Below are 19321 nucleotides of genomic sequence, written 5' to 3' on the forward strand. Positions count from 1 at the left end.
TCAAAGAAGTCTAAACTTCTTTGAGGGGACTCTTTAGAGTTTATCAGAGTTGTTTGCAAGATATTCTGCAACACCATCGGTGCTTGCTTTCATGCCTTCATCCCCTTTTCTCCAACCCGCAGGGCATACTTCACCGTATTCATTGGTAAAAAGCATCGTATCAATCATGCGTATCATTTCATCAATGTTTCTTCCCAGCGGTAAATCATTAATAACAGCATGTCTTACAGTACCATCTTTATCAATTAAAAATGAGCCACGAAGCGCAACACCTTCTTTGAATAGAACATCATAATCACGAGAAATTTGTTTTGTAATATCTGCAACCATAGGGAACCTGACTTGTCCGATACCGCCTTGATTGACAGGTGTATTTTTCCAAGCAAAGTGTGAAAATTGTGAATCAACAGAAACAGCGATGACATTAATACCACGGCTGGTAAATTCCTCAAGTCTTTTATCAAATGCAATAATTTCTGACGGACAAACAAATGTAAAGTCTAGTGGATAAAAGAATAAAACGGCACCTTTTGTACCGATGTTTTCATAAAGGTTGAAGGTATCAACAATCTGATTATCACCTAAAACAGCAGTTGCTGTGAAATCTGGAGCTTTATTAGTTACTAACATAGAATATCCTTAATAATAAATTTTATTGACGAAGAAATTATATATAAAAATAATAAAAACTATTTTTATTAAATAGGATTAATAGTAGTATATAAAGGTATATTTAAGTTAATTATGAATATTAAAAAATTATATATAAAATATTCTACATGTAAAGGCTCAAAGAGCTTAAAAAAAGCTTTGTAGCTATTTTCATGCTATGAATTTGATGTAATATTACTCTGAAAACGTTTTAGTAAAGATATCTTGAAGCAGGGTAGCGGTGCCAGTATTTTTGGTTAAATTAAGCCACTTTGTAGTTTTAAACTAGTAATTTAGGTTTAATATCAATTTTAATTTTGTTTAGATATAGTTTTTAGTTAGTAAAAAACATCAAGTTAAGGAGAAATTATGGCAGTAAAAATTACAGATATTTGTATCGCATGTGGCGCCTGTATCGATGAGTGTCCTGTTGAAGCAATTGTGGATGATAGTGATAACCCAACAGGTGCAGACATTTATTATGTATATGCAGATAAATGTGTTGAGTGTGTAGGTCATCATGATGCACCAGCGTGTGCAGAAGCCTGTCCAACAGAGGGTTGTATTGTATGGGATGCTCCATATGCTGGTCAACCAAGCCGCGATGATATTGGTGCAGACATGAGAAAAGGCACAACCCCTTGTGCTGAATAAGAACGATAAAGAGGGGTAACCCTCTTTATTTTTTTATTAAATGTTAGTGTTTAATTGATATTAAAAAAAAATTCTGCTATACTCCCCCGTTCTAATTCCCTGCAAAGTTATGAAATTCAACTATATATAGGAGAGGATTGTGGAAAGCACATTATCCATTATTAAACCAGATGCTGTAGCAAAAAATGTTATTGGTAAAATTGTTGATAGATTTGAGTCAAATGGCTTAAGAATTGCCGCAATGAAAAAAGTACAATTAAGCCAAGCAGATGCAGAAGCTTTTTACGCTGTCCATGCAAGCAGACCATTTTTTGGTGATTTGGTTAAATTTATGATTAGCGGACCTGTTGTGGTTATGGTACTTGAAGGCGAAAATGCTGTTTTGAAAAACCGTGATCTTATGGGTGCAACCAATCCAAGAGAGGCTGCAAAAGGTACCATTAGAGCAGATTTTGCTGATAGTATTGATGCAAATGCTGTTCATGGTAGTGATAGTTTAGAAAATGCAAAAATCGAAATTGATTTCTTTTTTGCACGAAGAGAGATTAACTAATTCCAATGCAGATTGAATTCAAAAAAATTCCTAGCAGTGGAATTCATTTTGAAACATCTTTGGATGAAATTAAATTTTCTGGTGAAGCTGTAAAAACAGGCAAAATATTGGTCAAATGCAAGGGTGTCATCGAAGGAACACTTCTACACACTTGTGATCGATGTGGTGAAAGTTTTGTATTAACCGTGAATGAAAATGTTGAAGTTTTTGCCAGTGATGGTCTTTATGAAGACAAAGAAGGTGAAGAACTTTTAAATGTTATAGAGTTTTTTGATAGCTTTATTGAAGTGGATACCCTACTTCAAAGTGAAATTGAAGCTTTCAAAAGCGACTACCACTATTGTGGACAATGCGAACAACTATAAGGAGAATAAAATGGCAGTACCTAAGAGACGTGTCAGCAAAACAAGAGCTGCAAAAAGAAGAACTCACTACAAAGTGACCCTTCCAATGCCTGTAAAAGATAGTGATGGAACATGGAAGATGCCTCACAGAGTGAACAAAACAACAGGCGAATATAAAAATTAATATGCTAAGCATAGCAATTGATGCAATGGGCGGAGACTTTGGTCCCGCTCCAATTGTCGAGGGAACGCTCCATGCGTTAAAAGAACGTTCTTTTAAAGCGATTCTTGTTGGGGATGTTACAGTTCTTAAACCTCTTATTCCTTCAGAGTTTTTAGACAGAATCTCTTTTATTGAATCAACCGATATTTTAGATATGCATGAAGCTGCAACCAATGCGCTCAAACGTAAAGAAACATCTATCTATAAAGCTGTTGATTTAGTAAAAGATAAAGTAGCCGATGCTGTTGTCTCTATGGGACATAGTGGTGCTACGATGAGTTTAGCAACCCTTCGTATTGGAAGACTCAAAGGTGTTTTACGTCCTGCTATTGCTACGATTATGCCTACAGCAGTTCATGGAAAAGTAAGCCTTGTTTTAGATGTGGGTGCTAATGTAGATTGTAAAGCAGAGCATTTAGCGCAGTTTGCAGTTATGGGCGAAGCATACGTGAAAGATATTTTAAAAGTAGGTAATCCTAAAGTAGGACTTCTCTCAAACGGTGAAGAAGAGAGCAAAGGGAATGAAATTACCAAAGAGGCTTTTGGCTTCCTCAAACAACTTAAAAGTTTTGTAGGTAATGTTGAGGGTAATAATATTTTTGATGGCTCAGTTGATGTTATTGTTTGTGATGGTTTTGTAGGTAATATTTTGCTTAAAACAAGTGAAGGTGTAGCAGAATCTATCACAAAAATTATCAAACAAAATGTCAGGCGCTCACCCCTAGCCATTGCAGGTGCTGTTTTAATGCGAAAAGTTTTTACGGTGCTTAAAAAGCAAGTTGATTATGCTGAATACGGTGGAGCTCCACTGATTGGTATTAATGGCTGTGCTATTATTGGGCATGGCAAAAGCAATGCTAAAGCAGTAAAAAATGCAATTTTTCAAGCCATTAATTTTTCAAGTTCAAATATTAATGCTGATATTGAATCTAAACTTGCACAACTAGAGTTATAAAGGATATATGTGTACGCATCTTTAAAATCAATTGGAGCCTATGCTCCTTCTCGTATTTTAAGTAATTTTCATCTTGAAGAGATGGTAGAAACCAGTGATGAGTGGATAGAAAAACGTACAGGTATTAAAGAAAGACGTATTGCATCAGCAGAAGAAGCTACCAGTGATTTAGGTGTACAAGCAGCTTTAAAGGCCATTGAACGTGCTGGCATTGCAAAAGAAGAGATAGATTTAATTATTTGTGCGACACTTTCTCCTGATTATTTGTGTATGCCATCAACCGCATGTGTGATTGCTGGAAAGTTAGACATTAACAATGTCATGGCTTTTGACATCAGTGCTGCATGTAGTGGGTTTGTTTATATGCTCTCCATGGCAAAAGCCTTTATTGAATCTGGAATGAAAAAAAATATTTTGCTTATCGGTGCTGAAAAAATCAGTAGCATGATTGACTATACCGATAGGGGTACGTGTATTCTTTTTGGCGATGGTGCAGGAGCGGCGATTATTGGTGCGACTGAAAATAAAAACGAAGCTATTTTAGATATTCATGCCTCAGCCGATGGTCGTTATGGCGATCTTCTCATCACTCCAGGCTGTGGTTCCAAATATCCATGTTCCCAAGAGACACTGGATAATAAACTTAATTACATCAAAATGCAAGGCAATGAAGTGTACAAAGTGGCTGTGAAAACTTTGACCAATGATGTGATTGATATTTTAGAAAAAAATAACATTGATGCTTCACAAGTCGATCATTTTATCCCGCATCAAGCCAATTTTAGAATCATTGAAGCAGTACGTGCAAAACTAAATTTCCCTATCGAAAAAACCGTTTTAACGGTTGCAAAATATGGCAATACTTCAGCAGCTTCTATTCCAATGGCCATCAATGATGCGTATGAAGAAGGACGTATCAAGAAAGGTGATCTGATGCTCTTAGATACCTTTGGTGGCGGGTTTACCTGGGCCAGTGCTCTTGTACGTTTTGGTGGTCAGTAAGCGTTACATGTAACTCTAAAAAAGCTTTACATGTAACGCTTTTTTAGAGGATTTTATGCAAGGTCGTGGCTTTGCTCATCCACGCTTCAAGACCTTCCCAATCTTCTTCTTCTATCATTTTCCTTGATTTATGCAATTCTCGCTCAAATATTTCAATTGATTTTAATACATTATCTCTGTTTTGTCTAAAAATGTCCGACCACATTTGTGGTGAACTTTTTGCAATCCTACTCATATCTTTAAAACCACCTGCAGCAAGCAGTAAAATACTTTTAGGATCTTCTTGTCCCATAACGCTATTGGCAAGAGCATAGCTTAGGACATGGGGAAGGTGGGAGATAAATGCAGCATGTGCATCGTGGGAGGTAGGATCCATAAAAACAATTTTCATTCCAATATGTGAAAAAATCTGAATGGCTCTGTTCTTATGCAAATCACCGCTATGATCTGTATCACACAAAACAACTACTTTATCATGGTAAAGATTTTGAATGGCGGCACTTGGCCCAAATTTTTCTGTTCCAGTCATGGGATGCGTTGCAATAAAATTGTATCGGATTTTTTCAGGAACACATGCCACAATTTCAGCTTTTGTACTTCCTAAATCAATAATCGTTGTATGCGCTGATACATCTTGGAGCTCTTGCAATGCTTTAATAATTCCTCCAACAGGGATAGCCAAAAAAATAACATCGCATGTTTTCATTTCAGCAAACGATACAATTTCGTGCACAAGAGTCAATCGTAACGCCTCTTCACAATGACTAAGGTTGTGATCAAAGCCAACAACTTTTGAAACCAACTTGGTATGTTGAAGTGCTAATCCTAAAGAGCCACCCATTAATCCTAATCCAACAATTCCCACAATCATATCGTTCCTTTTTTATCTCGTAATAGGCTACTAAAAACTATTAATACCTTTAATGGGCACTTAATTCTAGAGATGGTATTATATTTTAAAATATCTAAAAAATCTATTCTAACATAGGGCTAAATCGCATGAAAAAAATAACTGCTCTGTCTCTCATTGTTGCAACATCTTTGTATGCAGTACCGTTAAAAAGTCTTCAGTTTGATGGCCTCATTCGTCTCTCTCCTGAAATGGCTTCAGAAATGATCGACATAAAAGCAGGTGATTCTGTTGATATGGAAAAAATCAATAAAGCCATTAAAACGCTTTATAAACAAAATTATTTTGAGGATGTGTGGGTTGAAGAGGTGGGCGAGGGTAATTTGGTCGTTCACGTGAAAGAAAAACCTGTTATTGCAAAAGTTGATTTTACAGGTGTCAGTGAAAACGATGTTGAGGATATGAACAAAATTGTAGGTGTTAAAAAAGGGGAAGTATACGATCCTGAAAGAGCTGAACTTGCTAAAGAAAAAATTGTAAAATTTTATGAAGACAAAGGTTATTTTGATACGGTTGTTGAAATTAAAACGAATCCTTTGAATGAAAAGCTTTCTACATCACTTGATTTTGTGATTAATCGTGGTGAAAATATTGTGATTAAAAAGGTTGCTTTGTGTGGAACAAAAGCCTTGGATTATGATGATGTTGAGCCCAATATTGCCAATAAATCTGAAGAGTGGCTTCCATGGATGTGGGGCTTTAATGATGGCAAGCTCAGAGTGAATGATTTGGAACATGACTCTGCACGTATTAAAGATACTTATATGCAAAAAGGGTATCTTGATTGTGAAGTCAGCCAACCCTTCTTAAAAACTTATTTTGATAGTTATACGGCTGATTTGGTTTACAGTGTTAATGAGGGTGAACAGTACAAAGTGGGTGAAATTGCCATTGAAATCCCTGAGGGATTCATTGATTCACAAGAAACGATTAAAGAGATGTTCTTACAAAATGGCAAGGTCTTTAATATAGCAAAGCTGCGTAAAGATATGGCATTGATTGAAACAAAAGTCGCTGATTTGGGCTATGCGTTTGTAAAAGTCGTTCCTGATGTTAAAAATGATAAAACCACACATCTTGCTCATATAACCTATCGTGTCATTCCTGGCGAAAAAGTTTATATCAATAGTGTACGTATCGCAGGAAATAGTCGCACAATTGATCGAGTTGTAAGACGTGAAGTCTATTTGGCAGACGGTGAGTTATACAGCAGAACCGATGTGGCAGATACGAAAAGTGCTTTAAAGAGAACAGGTTATTTTGAAGATGTTGAGATTAAAGAGGAGCGCTTAAGTAAGAACTCTATGGATTTAGTGATCAATGTTAAAGAAGCATCCACAGGCTCTATTGGTGGTGGTATTGGTTATGGCTCTTCCGATGGACTTCTTTTGAGTGCTAACTTCTCTGATGGTAATATTTTTGGATCAGGGCTAAGAGCAGGTATTGATATTGAGCGAAGTGATAGCGAGTTAAATGGAGGCATCTCACTTTCAAATCCTCGTTTGTTTGATTCAGTCTATAGTTTAAGTGGTAGAATTTATGCTGCAGACAATGATTATGACTACTACGATGAGAAACGATACGGTATTAGCGTGGTGTTGGGTCGTAAAATCGCACGGCATTGGGGTGTTTCGCTAGGCTATATTATTGAGCAAAACAAACTATCAAATCTTGATAGCGAATTAACACCGTATAAAGGTGAATTGTGGACCGATGAAACAACCATTAAAAGTTCTTTTGTTCCAGGTATCTCTTTTAACAACACGGATGATTATTATTTACCACGCAAGGGTATTTCGGCAAGCAGTACACTGGAGCTTGCAGGTTTTGGTGGTGATGAAAAGTTTGCAAGCAGTGTTAATAAATTTGCCTACTATTATGGTTTACAAGACTTAATTGATTACGATTTGATTTTCCGTTATAAGTCACAATTTAAATACCTTGCCATTAAAGATTCTGATGAAAAATATTCGTTTGGTGAAAAATATTACATGGGAGGTGTTCGAACGGTCCGTGGGTATGAATCAAACTCTCTTTCTCCAAAAATTCCAGGAACAGATGTGTTAGTTGGTGGTAATACGATGTTTATCAATACGGTAGAGCTTAGTTTTCCGTTGGTTGAACGTCTTAAGATGCGTGGTGCACTTTTCTTTGATTACGGTATGATTGGTGAAGATAACCTTAACATCAAACGTGGTGGTACGGGTGTTGCACTGGAATGGATCTCTCCATTAGGACCTATTGGTCTTATCTTTGCACAACCTGTTATGGATAAAAGTGGCGATGATAAAGCATCGTTTGAATTTACTATTGGACAAAAGTTTTAAGCACTGCTTTTTTAAAACGAAGAAGAGCTTCTCTTCTTCGTTTTCCTCACTAAAATTTTTTCGGTTTATTTGATAATAATGGCAAAAGAAGCAGGTTTTAGAAGTTGTTTAATTTGTTCGCGTGCAAGAAAAAGCTTTTTTTCTGTTTCTATGGTAAGGGTATGATTTTGATAACTAAGGCTTATTTTGCCTTGTGAGAGGTCATTACAAAGTGTTTTGGTTAATGAAAGCAAAAAACTAAGCCAATGTAAGGTTCTTAAATCTGGCAAAAGTGTTTTATAGGTGAGCATATCTTCTTCTGTAGGAAGTTTGTTAGTTTGGTATTTTATTAACATAGCAATCAGTATCTTCTGTTGATGTGAAAAACCATAATTAAGATTATTTAATACAAAATAGAAGCTGTGCAGTTGATTTTGATAGAAGCCTAAGTTTATACCAATATTATACAATTCACACGCCATACCTAGCTCATAGGTATACGAACTTGATATGCCATGCAATGGGGTTAAGGTCTCAAAAAGTTCACCTGCTAGACGCTTCATGGATAGGTTACTTTTTTCTGTAAAAGAAAATCTATCTTTTAGGCTTTTTAGGCTTAATTTAAAATTGGATGGAAATTTATGATGATGAGAACGCAAGAGATCACATAGATAAGCACCCTCACGAATTCCTGCTCCACTGGTGATGATTGAAGTTGCTTTAAATTTTTGAGCAATAGCTTCAAAAATTGCACACCCTTCTCTCATGGTGTCATAACGGTCTTTACGCACACCCAATGTTTTTAGATTCAGAACATCAGCATTAACAATATTATGAATCAATGCCATATGCTCTGAAAGGGTATATTCAAAGCCATGAACTGTTGTCAGGGGATAATCCATTTTTTCCATAATAATTTTTGAGAGTGAACGCAGGGTTCCGCCAATGCCTATCATTGTTTTACATGTAAAGTGTTCAGGAATAGTTTCAATAATTTCTGAAATGAAAGCGTAGACGTGTTCAATAGATTTCTTTTTATCAAAGAAAAGCTCTTTAAGCCGAACGGTTCCAATATTTAAAGAAATGGTATCTACAATTTTGCCGTTTTCAATTTTTGCAAGTTCTGTTGAGCCACCACCAATATCAATGGTAACCGCTTCTTGAATTTCTTTAAGGTAATTCAGAGCTCCTACAGCACCATAATATGCCTCGGTTTTACCGTCAATAATTTTAATATTGATATTAAGTTCGTTGCGAATTTTGTTTAAAAGAACAGATGCATTAGGAGCATCTCTCAGGGCTGATGTCGCAATACAAATCACTTTAGTACACGCATAGCTTTTCAAAATTGCATTAAATTCTTCTAAGGTATTAAAAGCTCTCTTAAGGGCAGGTTCTTGCAAGACACCACCGAAGTTATAAGCTCCCTCCCCAATTCGTACTCGACCTTTTGTTTCGTTAATTAAATGAAAAGCAAAACGGCTACTTTTTTCAAAGATTGCCATTCGTGCTGAGTTGGAGCCTATATCAATAATAGCCGTACGTTTGGACATTAATTGTCACTGTTGAGTTGTTCGTATTTGAGTTTAAGTTCTTCAACGCTTTCTATATTATCAGGATCAGGGATAATACATTCAACAGGACAGACTGAAATACACGCAGGCTCATCATAGTGTCCTACACATTCTGTGCAAATGTCTGGATCAATAATATAAATAGGATCAGATTCTTCTATTGCACCATTAGGGCATTCATCACGACAGGCATCGCACGCAATACATTCTTCCGTAATCATTAAAGACATACTTGTTTTCCTTTATTAAAGTCAAATTTATTGACGAGTTTATACACTAAAAATACTTTAACGAAATTTAAAGAGAGTGTTTTCGAGACGGTAGGAAGAGGGTGGCAATGGTACCTTGTGCATCTTCTCTATTTTTGAGGGTTATTTTTGCTCCAAGGGCATCAGCGGCATTTTTGGCAAGGAAAAGTCCAAGCCCAGCACCCGTTTGATTTCCATAGCGTTTAAAGGGCGCAAAGAGGTCTTTACTTTCATCAATTCCTGTTCCCTCATCCATAATATAAATAAAAAGTCCCTCATCATTTAAATGCGCTTGAATGGTGATTTTGCCATGTTTAGGTGTAAATTTAATAGCATTTTGAACAAAATTTTGTAAAATATGTACCAATAAGGTAGGTTGAGTGATAACTTTATAATACTTAGGTGCGATTCGTGCGACAATCTCTTTTTCTTCCATTTTGGCTAAAATCGTGTAGTTATTAATTTGTTCCCTTAGAAATTTAACCAAATCAATTTCAATAGGCTTTTCAAATTGTGCTCCTTCTTGGCGCCCAATTTCGAGGATATTGCCAATCATCTTGTTCATATCATTAATCGTTTGGTTATTACTTTTAAGCGTTTCAATATACTTTTCAGTGTCACGAAGTTTTATAAGGGCAACTTCATTCTTTGTTTTCATAACGGCTAGAGGTGTTTTAAGTTCATGTGCAGCACCAATGAAAAGTTCTTTTTGAGAGTTGACAAAGATTTGTATACGTTCAACCAATTTATTAATACTTGCACCCAGTGGTTGGAATTCATCAGGAAGTTTTTGTGTATCAATGATTTGCAAAAAGTTTTCATTCATACTAGCAAGCTTATTGGTGAGTGAACGAATAGGAAGTACTAGCATACGTGAGAGAAATAGTGCGTAAAAAAGAATTAAAAAAATAGCTGTTAAGTTAATAATAAGAACATTAGTAAAAATTTTGTCCAGTAAAATATCGGTATTAGAAATATTTTTAGTGATGGAAACAAAGTGATGCGGACGTTTTTCCAAAGGATAATAAATACTCAGGAATTTTTGTTTGTTTCTTTCGCTGTGCTCAAAAGAGATGGTATTGCCTTGATTGACTCGAATCGCAATGGTGACTTGAATTTCAGATGGATTATTAATGGAGCTAAGAGAAGGGTTGAAAATGTTAATACCCATATGCTCAACAGAACTCGTGCGAGCTGAAGCTATAATCTGAGCTTGTTTTGTCAGCTCTTGCGTAATATCTTCAAAAATAGAAATTTTGATGTAATTGTAGAGGATAACGGAGAAAATTACAATCAGTGTCGCCGAAGCAGACACCAATTGTAAAATAAAACTATCTCTTATACTTTTTTGGGAAAGCAAAATCGGTAACCTCTTCGTCTTACAGTCTCAATGGTTGAGATTTCTAATGGTTTATCCATTTTTTGACGAATTTGGTTAATAGCAACTTCAATAACATTTGGGGTAACAAGTTCTGGCTCTTCCCAAATAGCATCTAAAAGCTGTTCTTTAGAGACGATTTGGTCACTGTGGCGTGCAAGGTGCGTTAAGACTTCAAACGGTTTACCTTTAAGCTCAATTTCTTGACCTTTATAGGTGATTTTTTCTTCATCTGGATCGATAGTTAAATCGTCAATTTTAATGACATTGGTACCACCAAAACGTAGGCGTGCTTCAATGCGAGCAACTAAAATATCAAAATCAAACGGTTTACGAATGTAATCATCTGCACCAGCTTTAAGCGCTTTGATTTCACTCTCTTTGTCATCTTTTGCAGAGATAATTACTGCAGCAGTACGTGGAGATTTTTGTTTAATGAGGTTGATTAAATCAACACCATCGCCATCTGGTAACATCCAGTCGGTTAAAACGAGGTCATAATTGCGAATACCAATATAGTATTCAGCATCTTTATAGTTTTCAGAGCTATCGGTTTGATACCCAAACTCTTGCAAACCTTCTGCAATGGTTTTGTTAAGGGTTACTTCGTCTTCAACGATTAAAATTCGCATTATAAATTCCTTAGTTGCTAAAATTTAAACGGGATTATACCACAATTTTAGCTAGATTTAAAGTTTTTTTAATCAAATTTTAATTTTTTTTGAAGCAAAGGCTTTGTGAAACCCCAACTATCGCATTTGGTAAAATGGATGGTTTTAAAATTTTGAGTTTGATTTTATCCATTTGAGGGTATAGAATTTTTAATTTTTGCATTAAATCATTTAAGGCATCTTCAAGTAAAAAGTAGGCCATCTCTTGCATCGTAGATTCTAAGAAAGAGGCAACTTTAGCATAATCAATAAAATTATTTTCCGTATATGTATAATCAATCTTTACATGTAAAACAACTTTTTGAGGCGTGTGGCGTTCTTCTTCAAGAATACCAACAATCGTCTCAAAACTTAAATCTTGAATGTGAATATGCATTAAATGACTTTGGACTCTTTACCTTGAAAAAGGCGAACAATGTTAGGTATGTGTTTATACACGATGATAAATGCAATCATCCATAAAGGTGCATGGGTTTGAATTCCCTCTAAATCATGATGCATAACATAGGAAGAAGCAATAAGTGCTATTAACGCAAGCAAGGATGAAAGAGAAGAGATTTTTAAGACTTTACCTACAACAAACCACGTAAGAAAAGCAATAAGCGTCTCAATGGGAAGCATGACCAGTAAGACACCCGCTCCTGTGGCAACACCTTTACCGCCTTCAAATTTTAAATAGGGACTATAGCAATGACCTAAGACTGAAAAAACAGCAATTGCCCAAAGGGTGGAAATATCTAAGCCAATTATTTTTGCAATTAAAAGAATAACAATACCTTTCAGTGCATCTAAAATAACCGTTAAAATAGCCAATTTTTTTGCTAATGCTGGATTGGTCTCTTTTAAGACACGTAGGACGTTGGTTGCACCGATGCTGCCACTTCCAGCCTCTCGGATGTCTTTGCCTGTAAAAAGCTTAGCAAACACTAACCCAAAAGGAATGCCACCCACAAGGTAGCTTAAAATATAAAACTGCACATTGATATTAAAAAGAAAATCCACACTCTATCCTTGATTAAAATGCGTTCAGTATAGCAATAATTTTGTTATTATTTCTTTAACGTTATAATGTATTTTTTGATATAACAAAAGGATTTTAGGGTGAATGATAAAGCTTTAAAAGAAGAAATTTTAAAACTCAAAGATGAATTACATGTAAGCATTGTGGCACATTTTTATCAAAAAGATGAGGTTTTTGAGTTGGCGGATTATGCAGGCGATTCTTTACAGCTTGCACAATGGGCAGCCAAAGATGCCAACCCGTATTTGATTTTTTGTGGGGTGGGTTTTATGGGACAAAGTGTGAAGATTCTAGCACCCCAAAAACGTGTGTTGATGCCTAAAATTGCCTGTTGTGCAATGGCTAGGATGATCGATGTGGAGTATTACCATCAAAACATTCAGCTTCTTGAAAAAGCAGGAATTTCCAAAGAGGCTATGGTTCCAGTGACGTATATTAATTCCTCTGCAGAAGTCAAAGCAGAAGTAGGTAAAATGGGTGGCTATGTCTGTACCAGTTCCAATGCGAAGAAAATTATTACCAAAGCCTTAAACAGTGGCAAGAAAATTTTATTTGTTCCTGATCGCTGTTTGGGTCAAAATATTGCTAAAGAAATGGGTTTAAAATCGTGTATTATCGGGGATGGCTCTGATCCAAAAGAGGCTGATATTATTTGTTATAATGGTTTTTGCTCCGTGCATCAACTCTTTGATGTGGAAGATATTGCCTTTTACCGTGCGAAGTATCCTGATATTCTCATTGCAACGCATCCAGAATGTAAAGTTGAAGTATGCGATGCCTCCGATTTTGTAGGCTCAACCAGTCAAATTATTGAATATGTTACAAAACTCCCACAGGAGCAAAAAGTAGCCGTTGGCACAGAATACAATATGGTCAAACGCCTGCGTAAGGAAAATACATATGTGCTCTCTTCAACAAAGCCAGAATGCCCAACAATGAACGAAACAACGCTTGAAGATGTATATCATGTGCTTTTAAGTATTAAAGAGGGGCGATTCGAAAATGAGATAAGTATCTCTGAAGAGACACGAAAATGGGCACATAAAGCACTCAATAGGATGTTCGAAGTATGATTAAGACATTTGTAAAAAAAGCACTTGAAGAAGATATTGGCAGGGGTGATTTATTTAATTTAGTAGGTAAAAATAGTTTTGCTAGTGCCAATATTATATGCAAAGATGTGGGGATTTTTGCAGGAAAACCCTATGTAAAAGCTTTGTGTAAAATGAATAAATTGGATATTACATTTTATTTTAAAGATGGGGATACTTTGCAAAAAGGTGATCTTGTAGCCCGCATTGAGGGAAAATCTAAAACGATTTTGCGTTGTGAACGAACCATTCTTAATTTGATGCAACATGCCAGTGGGATTGCAAGTAATGTAGCGCAGTATAAAAAAGTGCTACAAGGGTATAGCCTCAAACTTCTAGATACCCGTAAAACCAGACCCCATTTGCGTATTTTTGAAAAATATGCCATTCGTTGTGGGGGTGGTAATAATCATCGAATGGGCTTAGATGATTGTTTAATGCTTAAAGATACACATTTACAAACGATTAATGATCTGAAAAGTTTTATTCAAGAAGCCAGAGAAAAAATTCCCTTTACATGTAAGATTGAAATTGAGTGTGAAGATGTTGATTTTGCGAAGTTTGCGATGCAGTGTGGGGCAGATATTGTGATGTGCGATAATATGTCTCATGAAGCGATAGCAGCCGTTGTTGCGTATAAAAACAGTGATTTTCCTCACGTCCTTTTAGAAGCCAGTGGAAATATAACCAAAGATAACATTATTCAATACGCACAAACAGGAGTAGATGCTATTAGCAGTGGGAGTTTGATTCATCATGCTACATGGCTTGATTTTTCAATGAAAATTACGCATAAAACCGTTGCTTAAGATGAGGATATTCTACCGTGGCTGATGATCAAGAAAAGACCGAAGAAGCCACCTCCAAAAAGATAGAAGATGCCAGAAAAGAAGGAAACGTCCCCAAAAGTCAAGATACCAGCGCCTTTGTAACATTGGTTGTAGCCTTGGGTGCTTTTCTAGCACTTCTGCCATGGATAAAGGCACGGACTATTTTCCTTTACCACTATTACCAATCTTTAATTGGAATAGAAATCACGAAAGAAGTTACCTTCCAAATTTCAATGATTTCATTTAGAGAAATTATTTTTATGGTTATTCCTCTAGCCTTAGCCGTTGCTATTGCAGGCGTGTTAGCCAATGTTATGCAAACAGGATTTTTATTTACAACAAAGCCTCTGATGCCAAATTTTGGTAAATTAGATCCTATTAAAGGATTTAAAAATCTGTTTTCGTTAAAAAAGTTGGTTGAAACAGTTAAAACACTTTTAAAAGTCAGTGTTGTTATGGGCGTTGCGTATGTTTTTTTGTGGGAATTTACCAAGGAGCTTCCAACCGTTATCTATTTTCCTTTGTATGACCAGTTGGCATGGCTAAAAGAAAAAATGATTATTCTTGCCGCTGTGATTTTAATCATATTTTTAGTTCTTGCCTTAGCGGATTTACTTTTTGTACGTTACAACTATTTTAAAGACTTACGTATGAGCAAACAAGAAGTTAAAGACGAATACAAGCAAATGGAAGGTGATCCAAAAATTAAGGCCAAGATCCGTCAAATTCAGATGCAAATGACCCGTAAACGCATGATGCAAGAAATTCCGCAGGCCGATGTGGTCATTACCAATCCTACCCATTATGCTGTGGCTATTCGTTACCATCAAGACAAAGAAGCCGCCCCGAAAGTGATTGCAAAAGGAACGGATTTAGTTGCTCTTCGTATTAAAGAAATTGCCATGAATTATAATATTCAAATTGTTGAAAATCCTCCCCTAGCACGTGAACTTTATAAAAAATGTGCGATTGGAGACATTATTCCAGAAAATCTTTATAAGGCTGTTGCAGAAGTTTTAGCCTTTGTGTATAAAAGTTCTAACAAAATGCGCTAACCCATCTCAATAACTTTTCAGGAAAAATTAAGTATAATCTGCTTTTTTAATAAGGTGGAGTTCACATGTATCAACAGGCGTGGAAACGTATGCTTGAAGCAAAGCATAGTGTTATTGTCTCACATGTGCATCCTGATGGCGATACATTGGGAAGTGCACTTGCCTTGTATGATGCATTAAGTCGTGCAGGTAAAAAAGTGACACTGTATAATCACACAAAAGAGCTACCTCTTTGTTACGATTTTTTACCTAATTTTACAAAAGTGAAGCATACCTTGCCAAAGGCATTTGATTTGGTCATTAGTTGCGATTGTTCAACATTGAACAGACTCAAAATTCCCCAAGGGGATTATGATATTGTGAACATTGACCATCATCTTACCAATCACTATTTTGGTACAGTAAATGTGGTGGTGGATCATTTTAGCAGTGCAGGTATGGTGGTTTATGAGCTGTTAAAGGCTAATGGTATTGAAATGAGTGAAGCGTGCGCAACATCTCTTTACACAGCGATTGCCGATGATACAGGTTTTTTCTTATACGGTGATATGGATGCATTAACCTTTTCAATCGTTTCGCAATTGGTAAAGTGTGGAGCCAATCCTAAAGAAATTGCTTCTAAGGTTAAACGACGAGAGCCTCTTTCTAAAATACGTTTGTATGGCTATATGTTGAATCATTTTGATTTACATGAAAACGGAACGATTGCTACGATTATTTTTGATAAAGCATCGCTTGAAGCCACAGGGGCAACACGTTACGATACGAAAAATATTGTCAACATGCTTCGAAGTATTGCCCATGTGACAATAGCCATCATGATTTTAGAAGAAAAAGAGGGTGGATATAAAATTTCATTACGTAGCAAAGAGCTTAACGTTGCACAGATTGCATTGGCGTATCAAGGCGGTGGTCATAAAACAGCTGCTGGTTTTGAGGTAGCACCATGCGATCCATACATGCTTAGAGATGAGATTGTAGAACAAATAAAAAGGATTAAAACATTATGAAAAGAGAAGGAAAATCTTCCGTTGCTGGGTTACTTTTAGGGCTTATTTTTTTTATTTTCATAAGCGGAGTAGTATATATTTTAAGTTCAAATGCTTTTGAAAGGGATGTTCCTAATATTGCATTAGAAAAAGAGATTGAGTGGAATTTAAAGGAACCCTTGAAAATTCACATAACGGATGAAAGTGGTCTTCGCTTTGTAGAGGCTTCACTTTTTGATGGTGAAAAGCATGCTATTTTAGAAACAAAAACATTCAAAGAGACACAGCAAAGTGTGGATTTAAACTTAACATTTCCAAAAGTAGGGCTTAACCCAAATCAAAAAGTGTTTGAATTGAGTATTAAAGCTATTGATAAGAGTAAATGGAACTTTTTCTCAGGCAATAGCGTAGAGGCAAAGGCTGTTATTAAAGTCGATACAAAACGCCCAGAAGTAACTATCCTCAACAATTCGTATAAAATTACTAAAGGTGGCGTCGCAACGGTTGTATTTAGAGCGTATGATGAAGCTATGAAATCGTTATATATTGAAACCAATTTTGGAAAAAAATTCTATCCAACACCTTTTTATAAAGAGGGGTATTATATTTCTTTTGTAGCATGGCCAACTACTGTTGAAAATTTTACTGCTTCTGTTGTTGCTACAGATAGAGCAGGCAATGTGAGTCGTTCTCATATTGCTTATTTTCTCCAAGATAAAAAATATAAAACATCAACCATTGCATTAAATGATCGTTTTTTAGAAGGAAAAATCACAGACCTTATTGCAGAAATGGCTCCAGCACAGTCCTCTCTATCTGCATTAGAAAAGTTTAAATATGTCAATGAAGAGATGCGTAAGGGAAATGAAGAGGCTATCTTAAAAGTAACGTCTAATACGCCAATCGAGCTGACCAAAAGCTTCTATCTGAAACCTTTTTATCCTTTAAGAAATGGACAAGTGGTTGCAAGTTTTGGGGATCATCGCTTTTATGAATACAATAAACAACCTATTAGTGAATCGTTTCACTTAGGGCTTGATTTTGCAAGTAACGCACAAGCTTCAATGCAGACATCCAATGATGGTTTGGTTGTGTTTGCCCGTGAAAACGGTATTTATGGAAATAACATTATTATTTCACACGGGCTTGGGGTTTACTCTTTGTATGGCCATTGTTCCAGTTATATGGTTAAAGAGGGCGATTTGGTTAGAGCAGGCGATGTTATTGCTAAAACAGGGGTTTCAGGGCTTGCTTTAGGAGATCATTTACATTTTGGAATGTATGTTCAAGGAATTGATGTAAGGCCTGAAGAGTGGATGGATGAGGTGTGGCTTAAAGAGAGTATTTTTAGTATTATTGATGCTGCAAAGAAGATGATTGACAGATGAAAGTAGCACAAAAAAATGTACGTGTCTTTCACATTGAAATTGATGATGAAGCAATTTTTTTAGACTATTTTAGAAAAAATAGTCTTCTTTTAAAGGAATTCCTTTTGCTTGTTGAAGGCAAAATAACAAAAAATATTGCTTTTGTCTTAGATCAAAGTGGTGTGTGTTATAAAGAGATTAATCATTGTCATATTCGTTTGGGTGGGATTAAAAAAGAGACCCCTCTTTTAGAAGAGCCCTATTGTGAAGAATCTCCGTCTAAAGAGAAGTTTGTTGAAACAAAAACAGTTGAAAAACTAAGGCTTTTTGATCGGCCCATTCGTTCGGGTGAGGAAATTATTGAAACTTTACCTATGGTTATTTTTGGTAGGGTTAATAGTGGTGCAAAAGTTTTTTGCGAAGAGAGTGTGAGTATTTATGGTATTATAGACGGATTAGTCCAGTGTGATGGTGAATATATTGTCCTAAATGGCATTAGTCCTAGAGGGCATTTAATTTTTAATGGCGAAATTATCGATAGAGACGTCTTAAAACCAAACGTACTTCAAAAAATCGTAATGCGCGATCATGTAATTGAAATAAAGGAAATTGTGTGAAACAGACCACATTAGCCAAAGCAGTCAGTGGTATTGGGATAGGATTGCATAAGGGAGAGCCGATTAAAATACGCCTTGAACCCCTAGAAGCAAACAGTGGCATTGTTTTTTATCGAAGTGATGTCGGCTTGTCGGTTCAAGCATTACCGCAAAATGTTGTCAATACACAAATGGCAACGGTGATTGGAAATGCTAGCCATTATATCTCTACTATTGAACACTTACTCTCTGCGGTATATGCCTATGGAATTGATAATATACGTATTGTTGTAGATGGTGCGGAAGTTCCTGTTATGGATGGCAGTAGTGCAAGTTTTTGTATGATGCTTGATGAAGCTGGAATTCGAAAATTAGAGGCAACAAAACGATTGTTAGTCATTAAAAAAGAGATAGAAGTGAGTGAGGGTACAAAATTTGTGCGGGTTTCACCCAGTAGTAAACCGACCTATAATTTTATGATTGATTTTAACCATCCTTCTATTGGAAAGCAAGAATACAGTTTTGAGTTTAGTAAACGTAATTTTATTGAAGAGATAGCAAAAGCCCGTACATTTGGTTTTTTAAAAGATGTACAAATGCTGCGTTCTCGTGGCTTAGCCCTTGGTGGTTCTTTGGATAATGCTGTTGTGATGGATGAGACAAAGATTTTAAATCCTGAGGGTTTACGATTTAGTAACGAATTTGTTAGGCATAAAATTTTGGATGCAATTGGGGATCTCTCCTTGCTCGGAGCTCCTTTTTTAGGTGATTATACATCACATGCGGGAAGTCACAATCTAAATCATGAGCTTACAAAAGCGATTTTAAGAGATCCAAGCAATTATGAAATTAAAACCTTGAGTGCGGAAAAAGCAGTTGAGTTTGAAAGGGTTTACGCATAAA

22 protein-coding genes are annotated in these 19321 nt (G+C 36.0%); 14 read left to right on the plus strand and 8 right to left on the minus strand.

The window, feature by feature from the left end:
* Window positions 1–33: 33 nt before the first annotated feature.
* Window positions 34–630, minus strand: coding sequence for a peroxiredoxin (locus tag SULBA_RS01195; RefSeq protein ID WP_014768452.1), 597 nt, complete (start codon window positions 628–630; stop codon window positions 34–36).
* Between the two features lie 390 nt (window positions 631–1020).
* Here SULBA_RS01195 and SULBA_RS01200 point away from each other — a divergent pair, with 390 nt between their 5' ends.
* From SULBA_RS01200 to SULBA_RS01225, 6 genes are all read left to right on the plus strand, one after another.
* Window positions 1021–1305 carry a DUF362 domain-containing protein gene (locus tag SULBA_RS01200; RefSeq protein WP_014768453.1) on the plus strand — a complete coding sequence of 95 codons (285 nt, stop codon included), beginning with the start codon at window positions 1021–1023 and terminating at the stop codon, window positions 1303–1305.
* A 139-nt stretch (window positions 1306–1444) separates the two neighbouring features.
* On the plus strand, window positions 1445–1858 hold the full coding sequence (gene ndk / locus SULBA_RS01205) for a nucleoside-diphosphate kinase (RefSeq protein ID WP_014768454.1): 414 nt from the start codon (window positions 1445–1447) through the stop codon (window positions 1856–1858).
* A gap of 5 nt (window positions 1859–1863) precedes the next feature.
* Window positions 1864–2223: a DUF177 domain-containing protein gene (locus tag SULBA_RS01210; protein ID WP_014768455.1), complete on the plus strand. Its 360-nt coding sequence runs from the start codon at window positions 1864–1866 to the stop codon at window positions 2221–2223.
* A gap of 10 nt (window positions 2224–2233) precedes the next feature.
* Window positions 2234–2386, plus strand: a complete 153-nt coding sequence (gene rpmF, locus SULBA_RS01215) for a 50S ribosomal protein L32 (RefSeq protein ID WP_012856031.1) — start codon at window positions 2234–2236, stop codon at window positions 2384–2386.
* A gap of 1 nt (window position 2387) precedes the next feature.
* Entirely contained in the window at window positions 2388–3380 is a 993-nt protein-coding gene (gene plsX, locus SULBA_RS01220) for a phosphate acyltransferase PlsX (protein WP_014768456.1), read from the plus strand.
* 9 nt (window positions 3381–3389) lie between these two features.
* Window positions 3390–4382: a beta-ketoacyl-ACP synthase III gene (locus SULBA_RS01225; RefSeq protein ID WP_014768457.1), complete on the plus strand. Its 993-nt coding sequence runs from the start codon at window positions 3390–3392 to the stop codon at window positions 4380–4382.
* Between the two features lie 43 nt (window positions 4383–4425).
* Here SULBA_RS01225 and SULBA_RS01230 read toward each other — a convergent pair whose 3' ends face one another.
* The gene (locus tag SULBA_RS01230) at window positions 4426–5253 is read right to left on the minus strand and encodes a prephenate dehydrogenase (protein WP_014768458.1); all 828 of its coding nucleotides are present in this window, start codon (window positions 5251–5253) and stop codon (window positions 4426–4428) included.
* Window positions 5254–5381: 128 nt separating this feature from the next.
* Between SULBA_RS01230 and bamA the strand changes: the two genes are divergently transcribed.
* The gene (gene bamA / locus SULBA_RS01235) at window positions 5382–7619 is read left to right on the plus strand and encodes an outer membrane protein assembly factor BamA (protein ID WP_014768459.1); all 2238 of its coding nucleotides are present in this window, start codon (window positions 5382–5384) and stop codon (window positions 7617–7619) included.
* A gap of 65 nt (window positions 7620–7684) precedes the next feature.
* Here the strand turns inward: bamA and SULBA_RS01240 are convergent, their stop codons facing one another.
* The 6 genes from SULBA_RS01240 to plsY form a co-directional block, all read right to left on the minus strand.
* A complete protein-coding gene (locus SULBA_RS01240) occupies window positions 7685–9151 on the minus strand; it encodes a Ppx/GppA phosphatase family protein (RefSeq protein WP_014768460.1) in 1467 nt (488 codons plus the stop codon).
* Window positions 9151–9402, minus strand: a complete 252-nt coding sequence (locus SULBA_RS01245; RefSeq protein ID WP_014768461.1) for a YfhL family 4Fe-4S dicluster ferredoxin — start codon at window positions 9400–9402, stop codon at window positions 9151–9153. Before SULBA_RS01245 ends, SULBA_RS01240 begins: the two co-directional genes overlap by 1 nt.
* A 67-nt stretch (window positions 9403–9469) precedes the next feature.
* Entirely contained in the window at window positions 9470–10780 is a 1311-nt protein-coding gene (locus SULBA_RS01250) for a sensor histidine kinase (RefSeq protein WP_014768462.1), read from the minus strand.
* Window positions 10759–11430 (minus strand): homeostatic response regulator transcription factor HsrA, encoded by a 672-nt coding sequence (gene hsrA, locus SULBA_RS01255; RefSeq protein ID WP_012856039.1) that lies wholly within the window; start codon window positions 11428–11430, stop codon window positions 10759–10761. Before hsrA ends, SULBA_RS01250 begins: the two co-directional genes overlap by 22 nt.
* A gap of 79 nt (window positions 11431–11509) precedes the next feature.
* Entirely contained in the window at window positions 11510–11845 is a 336-nt protein-coding gene (locus SULBA_RS01260) for a dihydroneopterin aldolase (RefSeq protein ID WP_014768463.1), read from the minus strand.
* Window positions 11845–12471: a glycerol-3-phosphate 1-O-acyltransferase PlsY gene (plsY, locus tag SULBA_RS01265; RefSeq protein WP_014768464.1), complete on the minus strand. Its 627-nt coding sequence runs from the start codon at window positions 12469–12471 to the stop codon at window positions 11845–11847. Before plsY ends, SULBA_RS01260 begins: the two co-directional genes overlap by 1 nt.
* 99 nt (window positions 12472–12570) lie before the next feature.
* On the opposite strand from plsY, the gene nadA reads away from it, so the two are divergent.
* From nadA to lpxC, 7 genes are all read left to right on the plus strand, one after another.
* Window positions 12571–13563, plus strand: a complete 993-nt coding sequence (gene nadA, locus SULBA_RS01270) for a quinolinate synthase NadA (RefSeq protein ID WP_014768465.1) — start codon at window positions 12571–12573, stop codon at window positions 13561–13563.
* Window positions 13560–14390, plus strand: coding sequence for a carboxylating nicotinate-nucleotide diphosphorylase (gene nadC, locus SULBA_RS01275; RefSeq protein WP_014768466.1), 831 nt, complete (start codon window positions 13560–13562; stop codon window positions 14388–14390). Before nadA ends, nadC begins: the two co-directional genes overlap by 4 nt.
* A 17-nt stretch (window positions 14391–14407) precedes the next feature.
* On the plus strand, window positions 14408–15466 hold the full coding sequence (gene flhB / locus SULBA_RS01280; protein ID WP_014768467.1) for a flagellar biosynthesis protein FlhB: 1059 nt from the start codon (window positions 14408–14410) through the stop codon (window positions 15464–15466).
* 65 nt (window positions 15467–15531) lie between these two features.
* Window positions 15532–16476: a DHH family phosphoesterase gene (locus SULBA_RS01285; protein WP_014768468.1), complete on the plus strand. Its 945-nt coding sequence runs from the start codon at window positions 15532–15534 to the stop codon at window positions 16474–16476.
* Window positions 16473–17843 (plus strand): peptidoglycan metallopeptidase Pgp6, encoded by a 1371-nt coding sequence (gene pgp6, locus SULBA_RS01290; RefSeq protein ID WP_014768469.1) that lies wholly within the window; start codon window positions 16473–16475, stop codon window positions 17841–17843. The genes SULBA_RS01285 and pgp6 overlap by 4 nt, the downstream gene beginning before the upstream one ends.
* The gene (locus tag SULBA_RS01295) at window positions 17840–18439 is read left to right on the plus strand and encodes a septum site-determining protein MinC (RefSeq protein WP_014768470.1); all 600 of its coding nucleotides are present in this window, start codon (window positions 17840–17842) and stop codon (window positions 18437–18439) included. Before pgp6 ends, SULBA_RS01295 begins: the two co-directional genes overlap by 4 nt.
* Complete coding sequence (lpxC, locus tag SULBA_RS01300) at window positions 18436–19320, plus strand: UDP-3-O-acyl-N-acetylglucosamine deacetylase (RefSeq protein ID WP_014768471.1); 885 nt, start codon at window positions 18436–18438, stop codon at window positions 19318–19320. The genes SULBA_RS01295 and lpxC overlap by 4 nt, the downstream gene beginning before the upstream one ends.
* The last annotated feature ends 1 nt before the right edge of the window (window position 19321 follow it).

Source organism: Sulfurospirillum barnesii SES-3 (assembly GCF_000265295.1).
Taxonomy (GTDB): Bacteria; Campylobacterota; Campylobacteria; order Campylobacterales; family Sulfurospirillaceae; genus Sulfurospirillum; species Sulfurospirillum barnesii.

Bases quoted from the DNA above. Each gene is read 5' to 3' on its own strand.
- SULBA_RS01245 (WP_014768461.1), bottom strand. From the start codon at position 9,402: ATGTCTTTAATGATTACGGAAGAATGTATTGCGTGCGATGCCTGTCGT.
- SULBA_RS01230 (WP_014768458.1), bottom strand. From the start codon at position 5,253: ATGATTGTGGGAATTGTTGGATTAGGATTAATGGGTGGCTCTTTAGGA.
- rpmF (WP_012856031.1), top strand. From the start codon at position 2,234: ATGGCAGTACCTAAGAGACGTGTCAGCAAAACAAGAGCTGCAAAAAGA.
- SULBA_RS01240 (WP_014768460.1), bottom strand. From the start codon at position 9,151: ATGTCCAAACGTACGGCTATTATTGATATAGGCTCCAACTCAGCACGA.
- SULBA_RS01210 (WP_014768455.1), top strand. From the start codon at position 1,864: ATGCAGATTGAATTCAAAAAAATTCCTAGCAGTGGAATTCATTTTGAA.
- SULBA_RS01295 (WP_014768470.1), top strand. From the start codon at position 17,840: ATGAAAGTAGCACAAAAAAATGTACGTGTCTTTCACATTGAAATTGAT.
- SULBA_RS01260 (WP_014768463.1), bottom strand. From the start codon at position 11,845: ATGCATATTCACATTCAAGATTTAAGTTTTGAGACGATTGTTGGTATT.
- SULBA_RS01285 (WP_014768468.1), top strand. From the start codon at position 15,532: ATGTATCAACAGGCGTGGAAACGTATGCTTGAAGCAAAGCATAGTGTT.
- plsX (WP_014768456.1), top strand. From the start codon at position 2,388: ATGCTAAGCATAGCAATTGATGCAATGGGCGGAGACTTTGGTCCCGCT.
- bamA (WP_014768459.1), top strand. From the start codon at position 5,382: ATGAAAAAAATAACTGCTCTGTCTCTCATTGTTGCAACATCTTTGTAT.
- hsrA (WP_012856039.1), bottom strand. From the start codon at position 11,430: ATGCGAATTTTAATCGTTGAAGACGAAGTAACCCTTAACAAAACCATT.
- nadC (WP_014768466.1), top strand. From the start codon at position 13,560: ATGATTAAGACATTTGTAAAAAAAGCACTTGAAGAAGATATTGGCAGG.
- SULBA_RS01200 (WP_014768453.1), top strand. From the start codon at position 1,021: ATGGCAGTAAAAATTACAGATATTTGTATCGCATGTGGCGCCTGTATC.
- pgp6 (WP_014768469.1), top strand. From the start codon at position 16,473: ATGAAAAGAGAAGGAAAATCTTCCGTTGCTGGGTTACTTTTAGGGCTT.
- SULBA_RS01195 (WP_014768452.1), bottom strand. From the start codon at position 630: ATGTTAGTAACTAATAAAGCTCCAGATTTCACAGCAACTGCTGTTTTA.